The organism is Rossellomorea pakistanensis (assembly GCF_016908495.1).
Taxonomy (GTDB): Bacteria; Bacillota; Bacilli; order Bacillales; family Bacillaceae_B; genus Rossellomorea; species Rossellomorea pakistanensis.
On sequence record NZ_JAFBDZ010000002.1, the window covers coordinates 101,462 to 120,024 of the forward strand.

Consider the following 18,563-nt stretch of genomic DNA (forward strand, 5'->3'; position numbering starts at 1 on the left):
ATCATTAGATTGTTACTCATATTTAGTACCATTATTTAAAAAAGACCGACTCGCTATGCGAATTGGTCTTTTTTAAATGCTATATTCGTTTCTTCCTCACAAAAACAGCTAGTTAGTTTCAGAAGCACGTTTATTTCATGTTTAGATATTAAGAAGCTTCTGCAAAAACATCTGATTTCTTCTTCTTTCTAGATAAAAGATAACCGATGACGATTGATGCAACGGTTAGAACAATGGGAATGATTAAATGATAATCTGCTGTGTAATGATGTAATTTAGGATCAGAAACAATCATTTCACCTGCAGTCCATGCCAATAGTCCAGCACCAAAATAAATAATGATTGGAAATTTTTCCATTGCCTTTAAAATTAATTGACTACCGAATACAATAATTGGAATACTCACAAGAACTCCAACAATAATGGCAAACAATGACCCGTGAGCAATACCTGCCAAAGCTACAACATTGTCAAATGACATGACAGCATCTGCGAAAATAATCGTTTTAACGGCGGAAGCTACCGTAGTACCGCCTTCTTTGTGGTTGTCTTCTTCACCAGTTAAAAGTTTAATCGCAATTATGACAAGAAGTACTCCACCAACGGCCGTTAAATAAGGTATTTTTAATAGAAAAATGATAGCTGCTGCAAATATTATACGAAGTGCAATGGCACCAAAGGTTCCCCAGAAGATGGCTTTCTTTTGTTGTTCTTTAGGGACATTACGGGCAGCCATAGCAATGACAACCGCATTGTCTCCACTTAAAACTATATCAATCAGGATCAGCTTTAATAACACGTCCATAGATAATCCGAAAATCTCCAAAATATCACCTCTATTATTTTGTCACTATCACATTATATATCACCTGAGTAAAAATAAAAGGGTTATTGTCTGATTTTCTTATGGTAATTAAAAATTTTCCGACAATTATCTATCAATTATTTTTAGTATTTTTACTTTCTAATAGGAAAATACGATTATTTTCATGAGTAGTAATGAGTTGATAAATCCGATAAGTTTTGTATACTTTAATTAACTTATATTGGAGGGCTTTCTGTGAAAAAACTATATATCATTCATGAAAATAAAGAATGGACAGATCATTTAGTGAATCGTTTAGAAGAATTAGATGTTCCTTATGAAGAATGGTTCTTAGATAAGGGAACCGTTGATTTAACAAACGAACCGCCTGATGGTCTTTTTTATAATCGAATAAGTGCTTCTTCCCATACTAGAGATCATCGGTTTGCACCAGAACTTACGGGTGCTGTACTTTCATGGTTAGAGCAGCACGGTAGAACTGTTTTGAATGGAACTCGTGCTCTTCAGCTTGAGCTTAGTAAAGTGAACCAATACACTGAACTACAAAAAGAGGGGATTCGTACGCCTAAAACGATTGCTGCGGTTGGGAAAGAGCAAGTCATTCAAGCGGCGGAAAAGCTCCAAACGACTCCATTTATTACCAAACATAATCGAGCTGGAAAAGGTTTGGGAGTTCAACTTTTTCAATCTATAGAAGCACTTCGTAAATATGTGTATGGACCAAGCTTTGAAGAATCGATTGATGGTATTACGTTAATTCAAGAATATATACAATCACCAGATTCAACTATTACTCGTTGCGAGTTTATTGGTGGGAGATTTCTTTATGCTGTCAGAGTCGACACATCAGAAGGCTTTGAATTATGTCCAGCTGATGCTTGTCGGATTGATGATATGTTCTGCCCTACAGGATTTGAAGCGGAATCGAAACCAAAGTTTGAAATTAGAGAGGGTTTCCACCATCCTATCATTGAAAAATATGAGCGTTTTCTGCAAAATAATCAAATAGCAATGGCAGGAATCGAGTTTATAGAAGATGCCCAAAATACTATCTTCACATATGACGTCAATACCAACACCAACTACAATAGCGAAGCGGAACAGAAAGCGGGCAAATTCGGAATGCTCGAAATGGCAAAGCACTTCAAACAACAAGGAAACTTCTAAATCGCTTCACCGCGGTAAACAAATGAGGGACGGTTCTTGGTCGCTTTAAAGCGACCAAGAACCGTCCCTCATTACGTTAACGCGTTCCTTTATGCTTGCTTTTGCATTTGGATTAGGAGCTGTTGGTAGGCTTTTGATTCATGGGTCATGCCTTTTTCTTGGTAGAGTCGGTTGAGCCATTTGATTGGGGATGGGTCGTTTGGCTTTAATTCCATATCCCATGTGAAGCATTCAATGGCTCGGTCAAGCTGTTGGTATTGATAATAGTACTCACCAAGCTTTGACTGCTGGTCGGGATCCTCATGTAATCTTCCCATTTCTTTAATGCGTTCAGCAATGGGGATTTTCAGTTTGTGTTCGCTTAGTGGCATTAGCCATTCCTCGATATATTGAACATCGTGATGTTGAATGAGTGCTTTGATACAAGATTTTAAGACCTGATTGAGTTTTTCGGGCTGATTTTTTAAGAGCGGTATAACGATTCGACTCATGTCTTCTAGTGGAATAGATGAGCTTTCCCAATTAATCTCTTCAACGATCCCTATCAGGCTGTCTTGGTTTTTAATCGTTAGAGCAGGAGATTGAACAAGAATCTGTAATGCTTCTTCAAATCGTTTAAGCTTAAGGAAATAATTGTATTGATACTGTTGAATAGGAAGATATTTAGGCAATTCATTTGCTAGACATGTGTGAATGTCAAGAATGATTTCAGGTGGATAGGTGGAATTTAGATAATGTAACAATAATCGATAGTGGGAGTCCGTTTGATTCTTTTTAAATTCTTCTAGCTTATAAGCTGTCAGTGTGGAAGTCAATCTTCCTTTTTGAAGAAACTTCTCAAGAATTTCCTGTTTTTTTGAATGGCCACGTTCTTCCCAAACCTTTTGATAAACATAGTGAGGATCCTTTTGTACTAATTCTTCGGAAGGCTGCTGATACATTTTCTCGTATTTGGAAAAGGAATGATCCTGATTAGATTGTTTGACCCAGGAGTGTTCAGGAGCAAACTCTTTTAAAATCCATAAGATTTGATAGGCATGTAGGAATTTACCGTCTCTTCGGTATTGATAAAATTCTTTTCGAATTAAGCGAACCAATTTTTCTTTAGAGATGAAGGAATCGAGTGCTCGGAAGATTAGGGATACTTCCTGAGGGGAATAGGATTCTTTACAGATTGTATACAGCTGATTAAAGGTGATCATTTTTAAGCTTTCGTCTTTTTGAATGAGTTCAGTTACTATCGGATGAGGACATAAAAAAACAATTCCCTTTTTAAATGCCTCTTCAATAAACGATTGTCGTCGCAGTTTATTGGTCTTTTTGGCAGTTAGGAATTGTTCTTTATAGAATATTAGATAATAGTAATCGTGTTCATCAGTAGCCTCAATAAAGGATAACTGTTTATATAGAGCAATGCGTTTAAGATTTAATTTGGTCCAGCCAAATTCCTTTCCATCGAGCAGAACGTTCGTAATCATCTAATCCGCCTCCTTTTATTGACAGTTTACCACACTTTTATTTCAATACAAAGAAAGTCTTTTCTTTTCCATTTATACTCTGAGCTTGGCGAAAATGATCGAATGACTGATCTATTGAAAACTTCGACCAATAAGAAAAAAACCAGTTATTTTTTTAAAACTCAAAAAAAGTAGAGGAAAAAGCTACAAACTAACAATTAGTAGTAATATTTGTTTCTCTCATCGTTCTTTTTCTATTAAGAACCATAATCTATAAATAATCATGCTTGTTAATGACATCATTAAAACAGTTCGAAAAAAGACCTTCATAAAAAGAATCTGGAACCACCATATTCGTTTATATAGAAGTTGCTGTTCCGGAAACCTTGGTATTGCGAGAGCCTCTTTTTATTTTGTTTAGAAACGCTAAACAACCATTAGGTACATATAATTATTTTTATTTGTAGGAGTTTGTACACCCTTTGGTCATTTAGTCGAAACCAAGTCGAAGCATTAGATCTTTTCTTAAAATCATACTATTTTAGGGTCTTAATACCTATATTCCAAAACAAAATTTTTCTTTTTTCTAAATATTATCTATGTTAAGATAAATCAGGTAGTTCAAATCTATTAAACTATTGGAAGGAGTTTTGCTAGTGAAAACGAAAGTATTATCCATTTTGTCCACCGGTGCTTTAGCCCTCACACTTTTAGCCCCTGTTGCAAGTCCTGCCCCTACAGCAGAAGCGGCATCTAACTCACCTAAATGGGATGTGGAGCGTTACGGAGATCGTGTTGATATTGATGGAGTCCTAAACCAATTATCCCAAGACGAAGATTTCCTTAAAAAAGCAGAAGCAGAAATAAAAGAACAATCTAAGGGAATCCATTTTAATGAAGCTGAAGGAGAAGAAAATACCTCGGGTGATGAGCATTTTACATATGATGGAGGAACGAAAAAGTTTCTTGATCGTGATTTAAAATTTAAAGATTTTACGCTTCGAAGTGTAGGAGAGAATGTTGAAGTTTGGGTTGCAAATGATTTAAGCTTTCCAGAAGGGGACCCACGTGGAGCAGATGTGGTAACACAAGAACAGGTAGACAAGCTTGTTGAAGAATTTGATCGTAATATCTATCCAAAAGCCACTTCATTTTTTGGTACGCCTGATTCACTTGACGGGTCAGAGTCACCTCTCCCTGAGATGGTTGGCTTGCCTGAAGGATATTATAAAAGTGAAGACGGAAACGATAAAATCCTTATGATGGTTGATAACGTGAAGGATGATAACTATTATAATCCAGATTATCCTTTCTTTGTTGCAGGGTTCTTCTGGCAGACATTAGAGAATTACACGGATAGAAACATGATAACAATCGACACTAATAGTTGGGAAACAAGATTAGAAAGTACATTCTTCGGAACAACTATTCATGAGCTGCAGCATTTGATCCACGCTGACAATGATGGTGCGGAAGAAACATGGTTAAACGAAGGAATGTCCACATTCTCTGAATATCTTGGTGGATATGGACATGATGCAGGCTCCATTAACTTTTACCTCGATCATCCAGAGAACTCTCTAGTAAACTGGGATGAGCATCGTTCAGCTGAAACAGGTCCAGAAACAATCGCAGACTATGGACAAGTTTACTTATTTACTCTTTATATGTATGACAAATATGGACAAGAGTTTATCCGTGAGCTTGCGACTAATGAAACCATCGGAATTGATAGTGTAAACCAAACACTTGAAAAGTTCGGTGCAGAAGAGGACTTCACTGAAGTATATCAAAACTTTATAACGGCATTAGCTCTTGATGATCCAAAGGCTGGAGATAAGTATAATTTTGATAGTATCGATCTACGCGACCTTGAAGTGGATAATGAAGGAACTAAACGTGGAATGACTGTGAATTATGAAAAAGCATTAGAGTTTGAAAAAGAAGGGGTCCCTGCTTGGGGCGGTGACTTTAAAGAACTAGACTTCAATAAGAAGGTTAGAAGTGTTTCTTTTGATGGAATCGATTTCTTACCAGTTCCTTGGGAGTCTGTAAGTGACCCACTTGGTTCTAATAATCAAGTTTTGTGGGGGAACACGGGAGACGAATCAGATAACGCACTGATCTTTAAGGCAGACCTTTCAAATGAAGAGAATGCTACACTACAATTTGATAACTACTATAAAATTGAAGAACAATGGGATTTCGGTGTCGTTCAAGTATCGACTGATAATGGTCAAACATGGACCTCTTTAGCAAATGAAAATACTCGTTCTGATGTTGTAGAAGAAGGGCATCCAACGATCAAGGAAAATATTCCGGGATTCACTGGAACGAATGAAGGTTGGAAAAAAGAATCGTTCGACCTAAGCGAATATGCCGGAAAAGAAATTCTTGTTTCCTTCCGCTATCTTACCGATTGGGGTACTAACGATGAGGGCTGGTTCATCGACAACATCGAAATTCCTGAAATTGGCTACTTAAATGACGGTAGTTCAACAGAAGAATTCAATTCTCTTAATGAAATTTTAGGTCAATATGTTGAATATACCGTTACATTCATCAATGAAAGAACAATCGGTTCTAAAAAGAATCCAAAAACGAAGTATGACGTCGTAACGATTGATCCGTTTAACATTACAGAACAGGATTCTGTAAAATTAAAAGGTCTATTTAAAAAAGGCAATACAAGCATGATCACATCATATGCTGCTCCTTCAGGCAGCAAGGATCCAGTTTCATTTAGTTATGAAATTAAAACAAAAAAAGATAAACCAGGTAAGCCAAAAAAGCCGAAAAAACATTAGTTAGTAAGCAACCATTTCATTTATGGAATGGTTGCTTTTTGTTATGTAAAAAAATTTGGAGAAGAAGTAAAGGTGATCTCTACCAAGAGGCGTCACGGCTCTTATAAAAATAGAACCCAAAGCAAATACTATATTTTGATAAAGAGATTCTTTGTCCGTCACACAAAAACATGATAAGATGTAAGTATACTTAAAAACGCGTGAAATAGACTGAAAACTCGATCCGGTTGTACACCTTGTGTGGACATGTGTTTATGAAGCGTTTACATTATTACCTATTAAATGGAGGAATTGACGTTATGACAAGTAAGACATTAGATCATTTTCTTAAAGAAAATTTAGATGACCTCAAAGAGCGCGGGCTATATAACGAAATTGACCCTGTTGAAGGTGCCAATGGAGCTATCATTAAAATTGACGGGAGAGAGCTAATCAATCTTTCCTCTAATAATTACTTAGGTCTTGCTACAAACGAGCGTATGAAAGAAGCAGCTATTGAAGCCATTAACGAATATGGTGTAGGGGCAGGTGCTGTTCGTACAATTAATGGAACATTAGACCTTCACGTGAAACTCGAAGAAAAGCTTGCAGAGTTTAAAGGGACTGAAGCTGCGATTTCTTATCAGTCTGGATTCAATTGCAATATGGCGGCAATTTCTGCGGTTATGGATAAAAATGATGCGATTTTATCAGACGAACTAAATCACGCATCTATTATCGATGGCTGCCGCCTATCAAAAGCAAAAATTATTCGTTTTAATCACTCTGACATGGAAGACTTAAGAACAAAGGCAAAAGAAGCGAAAGAGTCTGGACAATATAACAAACTAATGATCATTACAGACGGTGTCTTCTCCATGGACGGTGATGTTGCCAAGCTCCCAGAAATTGTAGAGATTGCCGAAGAGTTCGATATTATGGTGTATGTGGATGACGCTCATGGTTCTGGCGTCCTTGGAAAAGGAGCAGGAACCGTGAAACACTTTGGCTTGTCAGATAAAGTAGATTTCCAAATGGGAACTCTTTCAAAAGCGATTGGCGTAGTTGGCGGATATGTGGCTGGGAAACAATCCCTGATTGACTGGTTAAAAGTTCGCTCAAGACCATTCCTTTTCTCAACAGCTGTTACCCCAGCAGACGTAGCTGCAACGATTAAATCTCTAGAGTTAATTACGAATAGTACAGAGCTTCAAGACCAAATGTGGGAAAATAGCCGTTACTTAAAAGAAGGCTTAAAGAAGCTTGGCTTTGAAATTGGAAATAGTGAAACGCCGATTACTCCATGTATTATTGGTGATGAAAATACGACACAGAAATTCAGTAAACGCCTAAATGAAGAAGGGGTATATGCAAAGTCAATTGTATTCCCAACTGTTCCAAGAGGCACAGGACGTGTACGGAATATGCCAACAGCAGCCCATACGAAAGAAATGCTAGACAATGCACTTGCGATCTACGAAAAAGTTGGAAAAGAATTAGGGATTATTTAAACATAGAGAATAAGTTTACCTTCTGAGTAGATTCCTTTCTATTCAGAAGGTTTATTTTAAGAAAATCAAGAACAACAAGATGGACAGAAACATGGAGGTTGAACAATGAAAAAGATTTTATTAACAGGTGCACTTGGACAAATTGGTTCCGAGCTGACGATGAAATTACGTGAAGTTTATGGAACAGATAATGTCATCGCGACAGACATTCGTGAGTCCGATAGTGAAGTGGTCAAAGGCGGGCCATTTGAAATTCTAGATGTAACAGATGCACAGAAGATGCATGATTTAACAAAAAAACATGATGCTGATACCATTATTCATTTAGCTGCATTGTTATCGGCAACAGCAGAGAAAAAGCCACTTTTAGCTTGGAATATCAATATGGGCGGACTTGTGAATGCATTAGAAACAGCAAGAGAGTTGGGTTGTCAATTCTTCACACCAAGTTCGATTGGGGCGTTTGGACCTTCTACTCCGAAAGATGCCACACCACAAGATACGATTCAACGTCCAACAACCATGTATGGGGTAAATAAAGTATCTGGTGAGCTTTTATCAGATTATTATTATAGCCGCTTTGGAGTGGATACAAGAGGACTGCGTTTTCCAGGTCTCATTTCCTATGTAACTCAACCAGGTGGTGGCACAACAGACTATGCAGTGGAAATCTACTATGAAGCAGTGAAAAAAGCTGCTTATACCTCTTATATTGGGGAAGGTACATACATGGATATGATGTACATGCCAGATGCGTTAAATGCTGTCATCGATCTAATGGAAGCCGATCCCGCTAAACTAAAGCATCGTAACTCATTTAACGTAACAGCAATGAGTATAGCTCCAGAAACGATTACAGAAGAAATTCGTAAGCATATTCCAGAATTTGAATTAAGCTATGATGTCGATCCAGTAAGACAAGGAATTGCGGAAAGCTGGCCAAATGCGATTGATGCTTCAGCCGCTTCTGAAGAATGGGGCTTCAAGGCGGAATATGATTTAGCAAAAATGACAAAAGATATGTTGGATAAAGTGAAATAATGATGAAATAAGACAGATGTCCTTTAATGGAACATCTGTTTTTTTATGTATCTTCTTATATTGAAACGTTATTCTTCGTGGTATGATGAAAGAAATAACAATGATCAAGGTGAGAAATATGAATTTCATTACTCATAATTGGATCCGCTATCTATACATCTTCATTTTTCTCGTATTGCTTCAGGTTCTTTCGATTTCTTTTATTACCGAGAAAAGGTGGATGGTCTCTATAAGCATTTTGATAGGTCTCATGATGCTTTATTTGGTTTGGAGAATGGTCCAATCCTTTGGCAGTTTCCACAAGGTATATCAGGAGTTAATGGAAGAAGAAAAGCGATTATCAACTCTGCTCCATTCCCTTCCGGATTTCGTTTGTTTTAAAGATGGAAAGGGAAGATGGCTGAAGATTAATGAGTTTGGTTGTGAACTCTACCAACTTAAAAATATCAACTATGCAGGGAAAACAGATATAGAATTAGGAGAGTTAAATCCTTTTTTTAAAGAAGCATATGATTATTGTATTATATCAGATGAACGGACATGGAGATCAAGGAAGCTGTCCCGTGGAGAGGAATCCTTCTTTATTCCATCTGGGGAACTAAAAACTTTTGATGTGATTAAGGTGCCATTGTTTTATCCTAATGGGGAGCGAAAAGGGTTAGTTACCATTGGTCGTGATATTACACAGCAAAAAGTAGCCGAAGACATACTAATCAAAACAGAAAAGCTCTCTGTAGTTGGAGAGCTTGCAGCGGGAATTGCTCATGAAATCCGGAATCCACTGACAAGCATTAAAGGATTTATTCAGCTATTAGAGGAAAATGATCATGTTCCTGCTACCTATCTGGATGTGATGTCATCAGAAATGGATCGTATTAACCAAATCGTAAGCGACTTGCTAATTTTAGCAAAACCCGAATCAAAAGCTTACAAGCCCCTCAATATTTGCGAAGTCATGGGGTATGTCAAAAATGTCATGAGTCATGAAGCGCTACTAAAAGGCATTAATCTTGTAGTAGAGGATCAATCAAAGGAAAAGAAAATCTTTGGCGATAAAAATCAACTCATCCAGGTGTTAATCAATGTGATTAAGAATGCCATTGACGCGATGAAGTCCGGAGAAATTAACATTATGATAATGAACGAGAATCATCAATTAAAAATCACCGTTCAAGATCATGGAGTCGGAATCCCGCCTGATCGTTTGAAAAAACTGGGGGAACCGTTCTTTACCCTAAAAGAAAAAGGGATGGGTCTTGGATTAACGATCAGCCAAAAAATTATTCAAGATCATAAAGGATTGCTTATAATTGAAAGTGATGTGGGAATTGGAACAAGTGTACATGTGATACTTCCAGTTTATAAAATAGAGTGCGAGGAGAGTTTTCGGGATTTATAGAAAGGGTGCCATTTTGGCATCTTTTTTTTACGAGCATCGAGTCGGTAAACGTTGAAGATTGTCGAATGATCGATATATAGGCTTAAATGAGAATAAATTGTTGATAGTCAATAAGGAATGCTTCCTAAGTTGAGAACAAAGTAAAGAATGCCTTGATTTACGAAGAGAAGCTCCCTCTTAATAAAGCCTTCCAAGGTAGTCCACCCACATCCATTATAAAAATACACATATTTCGCCTATTCGATTGATACATATAACTGATATGGAAAAGGAGTGAGCAGGATGTCCATTAAAGTAAAGAAGCTGTCTTCTATCTCTCCCTTAGGTCAGCTAGGGAAATTTAAAGAGAATCCTTTAGCCTTTCTTGATGAATTAAAGGAAACGGATAGCGATATCGCACAATTTCGGATTGCTAATCGAAAAGTGCACCTAGTGATGAATCCGGACTTTATCAAAGATATCCTTGAAACCAGGGCAGCTGGCTATCGCCAATCCTCAAAGTTTGATGAGTTAAAACCGTTGTTAGGTGAAGGTTTGATAACGAGTGAAGATCCAAAACATAAAGAGCAGCGTAAAAAAATGGCCCCGCTTTTCACTAAAGAGCATATGAAAAGCTATCGTTTGAAGATGATCGGTACGTCGGAACAGTTCTACAGTCAACAACGCGAAGGGGAATGGAACCTATCGGATGTGATGATGGAGCTGTCTTTAGCTTGTTTATCTCGAACCATTCTTGGGATGGATTTAGCAGAAACAAAAGAAAAAATTGGTGCACCGCTTTATCAAATTTTAGAAGTGGGAACAAAAAGAATTCAATCGCTCTTGAAGGCACCATTAAGCTTCAAAGTCGGGGAAATAAAAGCCTATGCCTCTGCGATTGATGAATTAAATAAAACCGTCGATGAAGTCATTTTAGTAAGGAACGAAAAAAACTATTCCCCATATGATTTTCTTAAGATGCTTTTAGAGGCTTGTGAAGGAAATCGACTGCAGGCTCGAAACGAAATCATGACCATGTTATTGTCCGGTCATGAAACAACGGCAAATTGGATTACATGGTGTTTGTATGCGATTTGTCAAAATGAAGACGTTAAACAAAACCTTTATAGAGAAGTAGATCATGTAGCGGGTAGAAACAAATTAACTCCTGCAATGCTTGAGAGGTTAACCTATTCAAAAAAGGTGTTAAATGAAAGCTTGCGTCTTTATCCACCTCAGTGGATGCTGGGAAGAACGGCTGTAAATGATTTAACCTATGGCGGTTACACGATCCAAAAAGGGGACATTGCTCTCCTCTCACCATATGTTATGCACAGACATCCGAAATTTTATCCAGACCCTTTAAAATTCAAGCCGGAACGATTCCAGGAAGGTATACCAAAAGACGTTCCAGACTTTGCTTTCTTCCCCTTTGGAGGAGGTGCAAGGGGATGTATTGGAAATCATTTTGCCTTTCAAGAAGCCCTAATTATCCTTAGTATGTTTATACAAAAGTTTGATATTCAATTAGTCGACGAAAACCGTATTGTACCGGAGCCTTTTATTACGTTACGGGTGAAGGATGGGTTGAGGGGTGAGGTGTGGAAAAGATAAATAAAAAGCTGACCCTTTAAGGTCAGCTTTTTAGCCTTTATTAAAACATAATATGCCCAACACCAACAATAATCGGCAATGAAATCAGCGTTCTTAATAAGAAGATAATCACAAGGTCTTTAAAGCTTACTGGAATTTTTGTTCCGAGCAGCAGTCCACCGACTTCAGACATATAAATCAGCTGTGTAACGGATAAGCTTGCAATTACAAATAGGGTTAGTTCGCTTTCAATACCTGAACTGAAAATCGTCGGTAAGAACATATCAGCGAATCCAACGAGAATCGTTTTCGAAGCGGCTGTGGCTTCAGGAACCTGCAATAATTCTAGAATAGGAATGAACGGAACACCAATCCATTCAAAGACAGGAGTGTTCTCTGCAATGATCAGAGCGGTTGTCCCAATGGCCATGATGACAGGCGCAACTCCCATCCACATATCAAGAACGTTTTTTCCACCATCTTTAAAGAAGTCTAAAACACTATTATTACGTTGTGCTTGAACGAGCGCTTGCTTATATCCGTAACCTAAGCGAGTGTATCCATCAGGAATGACATCCATCGTGTCTTTCCCTTCTTGATCGTTAAAATAGGTATTTGGTTTATTAGATAATGGCGGAATTCTTGGCATGATAATCGCTGTTAAAATTCCTGATAATACGACTGTTAGATAGAATGGTAGAAAGAAATCACTCAAACCGACTTCTGAAATAACAACCAAACAGAAAGTAATGGAAACAACGGAGAATGTTGTACCAATAACAGCTGCTTCTTTCTTTGTATAATAGCCTTCCTCGTATTGTTTACTAGTTAGAAGAACCCCAATGGTTCCATCCCCCAACCATGAAGCAAGACAGTCAATGGAAGAACGTCCAGGCAATCCAAATAATGGTCTCATAATTTTTGATAACAGCGCACCAAAGAGCTCAAGTAAACCAAAGTTCAACAGTAATGGAAGGAATAATCCAGCAAAAAAGAAAACGGAAAATAATAGCGACAGAAGTCCACCTGAATTCAGTAGTAATCCTCCGGTTGCATCCGACCAAACCCATTCAGGCCCAATCTTGAATAAAGTCATAACAGCATATGCGGCACCTAGTAGACGAATTCCCACCCATACTGGACGAACATCAAATAGGTTTTTAAAAAATGGATAGTTATTAAGAGAATCTGATTTTACTAGCTTCACCATTAGTGATCCTATTGCGGTGATGACAATGATGGCTGTCATAATCCCCGGAACCCACGTGCCGATCAGATCTCCAAGTGCGTTAGAGAAGACAGCAATGGGAATAGTCACACCTTCTTCGCCAGGAATAGGAACCATAAATAGGAAGATTCCTATAAGAGAAGGAATGACAAAGAGCATAATATTTAAAGGACTATTTAATCTAAGTTTGTCATTCATATTGTTCACCTCAAAAGTTGTTTTGTATAAAAATAAGATATTATACATTTTAATTCATAAGTACTGTTGTGTCTACAAAAAATAGGTAATTCCCATCAAGAAAACGTTTTCTTACACTCTACTATTTTACTATTAAAATCAGATATTTCAATAAATATTTAAATTTTAGAAAAAAATCATACTTTTTATCCCTCATTACGTTCAATAAACCTGTTTTGATTTTACAAAATGTTCCTTAAAAATAAGAAATAAGTGCCGGAAATATGATAATATTAGAAATAAACAGAATAATTCGGGGGTCGAAGCAGTGAAGAGACTTGTACAAATCGTTATTCAATTTATATTATCTTGTGTAGGGATCATCCTGGTTGGGGCTCTTCCGGTGCTGTTATCTGGGATTAATGAGAGAAAACTTTATGTAAAAGAATACATAGCGAGTATAAATGAGATTATTTATTCGATTTTCCACTTGGAAGAATTGACGTATTTTGTTTTTAGCTCAAATATTGAAAGACCGCTGTTCCCGCATCTTTGGGACCCAATTTTGTACTCCTTAACTGTATTATTTAGTGCTTTATTGTTAGCTTGCGCATTAGCTCTTCTACTGACAATCGTCTCCATGCTGTTTTCAGAAAGAGTAAGGAGTAGATTGAAGCTCTTTTTTTATGTTCTTGAATCTCTCCCAGATATCTTTGTCATTATCGTATGTCAGTTTTTCGTCATTTTCTTTTTCAAGCAGACAGGTATTCTTCTTGTTGAGATTGCGGCAGTAAGTGAGCAACAGGTTTATACGCTGCCGATCCTTTGTCTAGCGATCCTGCCAACGATTCAATTATATCGTTTATCCATGCTAACCTTTGAAGAGGAATCTAGAAAGAATTATGTCGAATTAGCACAATCAATAGGATTAGGTAAGCTGTTCATTATTGTGATACACATTTTTCGGAATGCGATTATTTCAGTGTTTTTCCAATCAAAAAAAACCGTTTGGTTCATGCTCTCAAACTTATTTGTACTGGAACTATTGTTTAATATTGCCGGGGTAACACGCTTTATAATGTCTTACACACAACCAACGATCTTTACGGTTTCGTTATTGGCCTTCTTTATACCAATCTTTCTTTTCTATTCCATTGGGGAATGGATATTGCAGAAAAAAGCGAATCGAGGGGAGGTTCTGTCATGAGGAAGGTTTGGAAGCAGCCATTATTTTTAATTGGCTTTCTTTTTATTGCAGGAGTATTAATAACGAGCTTTGCTTATTCATGGATAACAGATAATGAGATTAAAAAGGTTTACTACTTATATGAAGATGGTAGGTTAGTGGATGGAGCTCCGATTGAACCCCGACCAGGCTTACCATTTGGAACTGACGCTTTAGGTTTGGATATTTTTGCGAAAATCATCATCGGAGCAAAATTTACGATATTAGCGGCTTTAGCCGTAGCTGCCTTAAGGGTATTCATTGCACTCCCATTCGGGTTTCTTATGGGAACCTACTTTAGAAAACAAAAAAAGTATTTTAATGGATTAATTGACTCATTCCATTATGTGCCGTTAACGATCCTTGCCTATTATTTACTTAGACCCGTATTAATGGAGCCGATGGAAGGTTTTCAAACTTCTATGACTGAGCGGGTACTGATTGAAGTATTCATCCTTGCCTTATTAACGGTACCCATCATCATCTCTTTAATTGGAAATGAATCTTCATTAATTTATCAGCGTGACTTTGTGGTGTGTGCAAAGTCATTAGGGGCAAGTAATTGGAGGATTATTCGAAAACATATCTATCCATCTTTAAGGGAAAAACTATTTGTTATTTTTGGTCAGCAAGTCATGCAAACTCTGATTATATTATCCCACTTAGGATTACTAAAGCTATTCTTAGGGGGAACCCATGTCACTTTTGGGATGATGCCTGACCCGCCTACATCGATTACACAAGAATGGTCGGGACTGATCGGGGATTCCTTTCGTTATTTACAATCGGCTCCATGGATTCCACTCACACCGATCCTTTGTTTTGCAGCAACGATGTTAGCGGTAGCTTTGATGATTGAAGGGTACGTGAGAGCAACAACAGGTCGTTCTCATTATTTGAAAAAGCCGATAAGAACGAAAGCTAGAAAAGAAATGTCAAAAACAAAGCATGTGACAAAGGAAGACCTGGAATGGTTTAAGCAAACAAGTTATTAGGTGAGGAAAGCTCCTTTTGTATAAAAACAGGGCTGTCTGATAAGTCAATATTTCTACAATCAGATGGATCATTATAACGCTTCCATTTTTGAATTCTCTGGATTGCCTCTATTGGACAGTTCATTTTTCTACTACACTACATGAAAAAGAATTAAGCTGATCGATAATTTCAGGTGGAAATTTCATTAATTCTTGGTTTTTCCTTTAAAATTCATACGATTACTTATTCCAGTTCAGTCCATCCTAAGGATAATCATTATTTTCCTTGACTCGAATGTCGAAATGCACAACTTTTTGATTTTATGCTCGTAATCGACTTGTAAAAGCACAAGAATCGAATTTCGCGCACGAAAATCCAGGAGAAATGCACGAGATTTTAAATTTATGCATATGTTAGTATGTTGAGGAATAAAAAACAGGGCTGTCCTAAAACCAAGGAGTCTGGAACCATAACTTTAGATAGAAGCCTCAGGAGGATCTTCTACTTATGAACGTTCCACTCCCTTTTTAGACAGCCCCTCTTTCATAAGAATAGTAAGCCTAATGAAATAAAAATTCCGCTGATGAAAAGAACAATAACACAGTAGCCCATAATATCTTTGGCTTTTAATCCTGCTATTGCGAGGGCAGGCAAAGCCCAGAATGGCTGGATCATATTGGTCCATGCATCTCCCCAAGCAACGGCCATCGCCGTTTTGGCTACCGAAACATCTAGCGCTAAGGCAGCGTCTACCATAATCGGTGCCTGTACAGCCCATTGTCCTCCACCAGATGGAACAAAAAAGTTAACGATTCCAGCAGAGATAAAGGCGAATAATGGGAATGTAAAATCATTTGAAATGTTTACAAAAGCCTCAGACATTAGTGCTGCTAGATCTGATGCCGACATCATTCCCATAATACCGGCGTAGAATGGGAACTGAATAACGATTCCAGCGCCACCTTTTATCGCATTTTGTACAGACTCAAGGAAACGACGCGGTGTTCCATGAAAAAGTATTCCTAAAAACAAAAACAAGAAATTAACAATGTTAAGGTTAAGATTAAACCCGCTAGTGGCAAAGTAATAAATTAGAAAAATGATTCCTAAACTCCCTGTTAACATCGAAACAATTGTACTATTCTCTAATCGCTCAGCAGGAGTGTTCTCGTTATGTTCAATAGTAGCTGCTTGCATATCAGTGTCAGCTAATATCTTTGGATCTACTGTTACGGTTTTATCTTTATTTGGCATCATAAGTCGATTTAAAATCGGTAGGATAATAAATAAAGAAAGTACAATCGCAATATTAAACGGGGCGAAAATCGTTTCACTTGTTGAAATGACACCTACTGCCTCTTGAAATGGATGCCCTTCTGTAGCAATTGATAATGGAATCGATCCCGAAAACCCCCCATGCCAGACGATAAACCCACTATAGGCACTCGCAATTAGCAAACGATAATCAACGTTGTGCACTCTCTTAGCCAGCTCTTTCGCAAATAAGGCACCAATGACCAACCCAAATCCCCAGTTGATCCAACTTGCAAGCATAGAAATCACCGAAACCCAAACAATAGCAGCACCTGGTGACTTGGCTAAACTAGCTAAACCCCCTAAGCCCTTTTTAAAAATGGGGCTACTTGCCAGGACATAACCTGTAACAAGTACAAGAACCATTTGCATAGAAAATTCCAGGAGTCCCCAGAAGCCTTCTCCCCAAAATTGAACCATTTCTATCGTCGAACTATCGGTAAGACCTAATCCTAGCCCAAAAACAACAAACGTTAAAATAATAACAAATAAAAATGGGTCTGGTAAAAATCTTTGCATAATTGAATTAGACAAATTGATAACCGCTTTCATGATCTTCCTCCCTTTTGTAGCTTTCCTTCTGATTGCATAACCATTATTTCTACATATTTTTTTGAAAACCCTTCCAAATAGTCTGAATAATTCGGAAATCAATAGAGAGAATATAATCACTCAAATAAATTTAAGGATTTTTGACTTTTACGAAGTTTCGTGGCTTCATCCGACTCTAATGAGGTGGTCGTTTAGGCTATTGCAGTTTTTTACCGCCACATCCGAGGTCATTTCCGCAATTGCAAAGTTTCCCAGCCTCAACCAACTCATTTAAGGTCGTCATTTAGGGAGCCATGAATTTCTACATGTTTCCGAACAAGAAAGGAATACTACTAGGTGAAGCCAAAATTTCCTTATTCCTAATGTTTTCATGTTAAAATATCCTATATTCTTATAGAAGGAATGGTGTTTACATATGATCACTTGTATAGCAACAGATATGGATGGAACATTACTGAATGCGAAACAAGAGGTGAGTGAAGAGAATCGAAAAGCTATTCTAGAAGCAATTGATCATGGGGTTGAAGTTATTGTCGCGACGGGCAGGTCTTATGAGGAAGCAAGATACCCTTTAAGTGAAGCGGGCATTAAATGTCCGGTTATTTGTGTCAATGGAGCAGAGGTACGAAATGCGGATGGTGACATCACTTATTCGACAGGGATAGAAGGGGATAAAGCCCTTAAAATGGCCCAGCTATTGAACGAAATCGGCCTTTATTTTGAAGTGTACACGAATAAAGGAACCTATACGGAGGATTATGAGCGGGGAATCGATATTATTGTCGATATATTTACAACAGCGAATCCTGAGGTATCAGAAAAACAAGTAAGGCAATCAGCAAAGGAACGATTCGATAAGGGCCATATTAACCTAGTTGGTGATTATAGTAAAATTTTCAACAAACCTGAATTTATCGTTTATAAATTTCTAGTGTTTTCTTTTGATGAAGCTTTACTACAAACAGGAAGGGACGTGTTAAAAGGGATTCCTTCCATAGCGATTAGTTCTTCAGGGAATGAAAACCTAGAAATTACAAGTGTTGATGCTCAAAAAGGAATTGCCTTAGAACGTTTTATCACAGAAAAAAGCCTTAACGCGAAGGATGCGATGGCAGTCGGAGACAATTTCAATGACTTATCGATGATGAAAGTGGTGGGACGACCAGTAGCGATGGGAAATGCAGCAGAAGCGATAAAGGATTTCTGCCGCTATCAAACGGCATCGAATAATGAAGATGGAGTTGCCAAAGCTATTCGTGAAGCATTACAAACAACAAGTGTATGATTATACAACTAGAAACTCTCGGCCATAATAGGGCTAATAAGGGAGAAG

General features: G+C 37.7%; 13 protein-coding genes. 9 read left to right on the forward strand and 4 right to left on the reverse strand.

Annotation, left to right across the window (positions count from 1 at the left end):
* Positions 1–148: 148 nt before the first annotated feature.
* Positions 149–805, reverse strand: a complete 657-nt coding sequence (locus JOC86_RS08280; RefSeq protein WP_205170512.1) for a TerC family protein — start codon at positions 803–805, stop codon at positions 149–151.
* Positions 806–1,060: 255 nt separating this feature from the next.
* Between JOC86_RS08280 and JOC86_RS08285 the strand changes: the two genes are divergently transcribed.
* The gene (locus tag JOC86_RS08285) at positions 1,061–1,993 is read left to right on the forward strand and encodes an ATP-grasp domain-containing protein (RefSeq protein ID WP_205170515.1); all 933 of its coding nucleotides are present in this window, start codon (positions 1,061–1,063) and stop codon (positions 1,991–1,993) included.
* 89 nt (positions 1,994–2,082) lie between these two features.
* Here the strand turns inward: JOC86_RS08285 and JOC86_RS08290 are convergent, their stop codons facing one another.
* Positions 2,083–3,471 carry a tetratricopeptide repeat protein gene (locus JOC86_RS08290; RefSeq protein ID WP_205170518.1) on the reverse strand — a complete coding sequence of 463 codons (1,389 nt, stop codon included), beginning with the start codon at positions 3,469–3,471 and terminating at the stop codon, positions 2,083–2,085.
* Between the two features lie 635 nt (positions 3,472–4,106).
* Here JOC86_RS08290 and JOC86_RS08295 point away from each other — a divergent pair.
* The 5 genes from JOC86_RS08295 to JOC86_RS08315 all read left to right on the forward strand — a co-directional run bounded on the left by JOC86_RS08295 (position 4,107) and on the right by JOC86_RS08315 (position 11,780).
* Positions 4,107–6,257, forward strand: coding sequence for a choice-of-anchor J domain-containing protein (locus JOC86_RS08295; RefSeq protein ID WP_338021738.1), 2,151 nt, complete (start codon positions 4,107–4,109; stop codon positions 6,255–6,257).
* A 299-nt stretch (positions 6,258–6,556) separates the two neighbouring features.
* Positions 6,557–7,747, forward strand: a complete 1,191-nt coding sequence (locus JOC86_RS08300) for a glycine C-acetyltransferase (protein ID WP_205170533.1) — start codon at positions 6,557–6,559, stop codon at positions 7,745–7,747.
* 105 nt (positions 7,748–7,852) lie between these two features.
* Positions 7,853–8,788 carry an L-threonine 3-dehydrogenase gene (locus tag JOC86_RS08305; protein ID WP_205170536.1) on the forward strand — a complete coding sequence of 312 codons (936 nt, stop codon included), beginning with the start codon at positions 7,853–7,855 and terminating at the stop codon, positions 8,786–8,788.
* Between the two features lie 118 nt (positions 8,789–8,906).
* The gene (locus tag JOC86_RS08310) at positions 8,907–10,187 is read left to right on the forward strand and encodes an ATP-binding protein (RefSeq protein WP_205170539.1); all 1,281 of its coding nucleotides are present in this window, start codon (positions 8,907–8,909) and stop codon (positions 10,185–10,187) included.
* A gap of 282 nt (positions 10,188–10,469) precedes the next feature.
* On the forward strand, positions 10,470–11,780 hold the full coding sequence (locus tag JOC86_RS08315; protein WP_205170542.1) for a cytochrome P450: 1,311 nt from the start codon (positions 10,470–10,472) through the stop codon (positions 11,778–11,780).
* A gap of 40 nt (positions 11,781–11,820) precedes the next feature.
* Here the strand turns inward: JOC86_RS08315 and JOC86_RS08320 are convergent, their stop codons facing one another.
* Positions 11,821–13,185 carry a YjiH family protein gene (locus tag JOC86_RS08320; protein WP_205170544.1) on the reverse strand — a complete coding sequence of 455 codons (1,365 nt, stop codon included), beginning with the start codon at positions 13,183–13,185 and terminating at the stop codon, positions 11,821–11,823.
* 307 nt (positions 13,186–13,492) lie between these two features.
* On the opposite strand from JOC86_RS08320, the gene JOC86_RS08325 reads away from it, so the two are divergent.
* On the forward strand, positions 13,493–14,371 hold the full coding sequence (locus JOC86_RS08325) for an ABC transporter permease subunit (protein WP_205170550.1): 879 nt from the start codon (positions 13,493–13,495) through the stop codon (positions 14,369–14,371).
* On the forward strand, positions 14,368–15,384 hold the full coding sequence (locus JOC86_RS08330; RefSeq protein WP_205170554.1) for an ABC transporter permease: 1,017 nt from the start codon (positions 14,368–14,370) through the stop codon (positions 15,382–15,384). Before JOC86_RS08325 ends, JOC86_RS08330 begins: the two co-directional genes overlap by 4 nt.
* 523 nt (positions 15,385–15,907) lie before the next feature.
* Here the strand turns inward: JOC86_RS08330 and JOC86_RS08335 are convergent.
* Positions 15,908–17,230 (reverse strand): short-chain fatty acid transporter, encoded by a 1,323-nt coding sequence (locus JOC86_RS08335; RefSeq protein ID WP_205170556.1) that lies wholly within the window; start codon positions 17,228–17,230, stop codon positions 15,908–15,910.
* A 415-nt stretch (positions 17,231–17,645) separates the two neighbouring features.
* On the opposite strand from JOC86_RS08335, the gene JOC86_RS08340 reads away from it, so the two are divergent.
* Positions 17,646–18,515, forward strand: a complete 870-nt coding sequence (locus JOC86_RS08340) for a Cof-type HAD-IIB family hydrolase (RefSeq protein ID WP_205170570.1) — start codon at positions 17,646–17,648, stop codon at positions 18,513–18,515.
* The last annotated feature ends 48 nt before the right edge of the window (positions 18,516–18,563 follow it).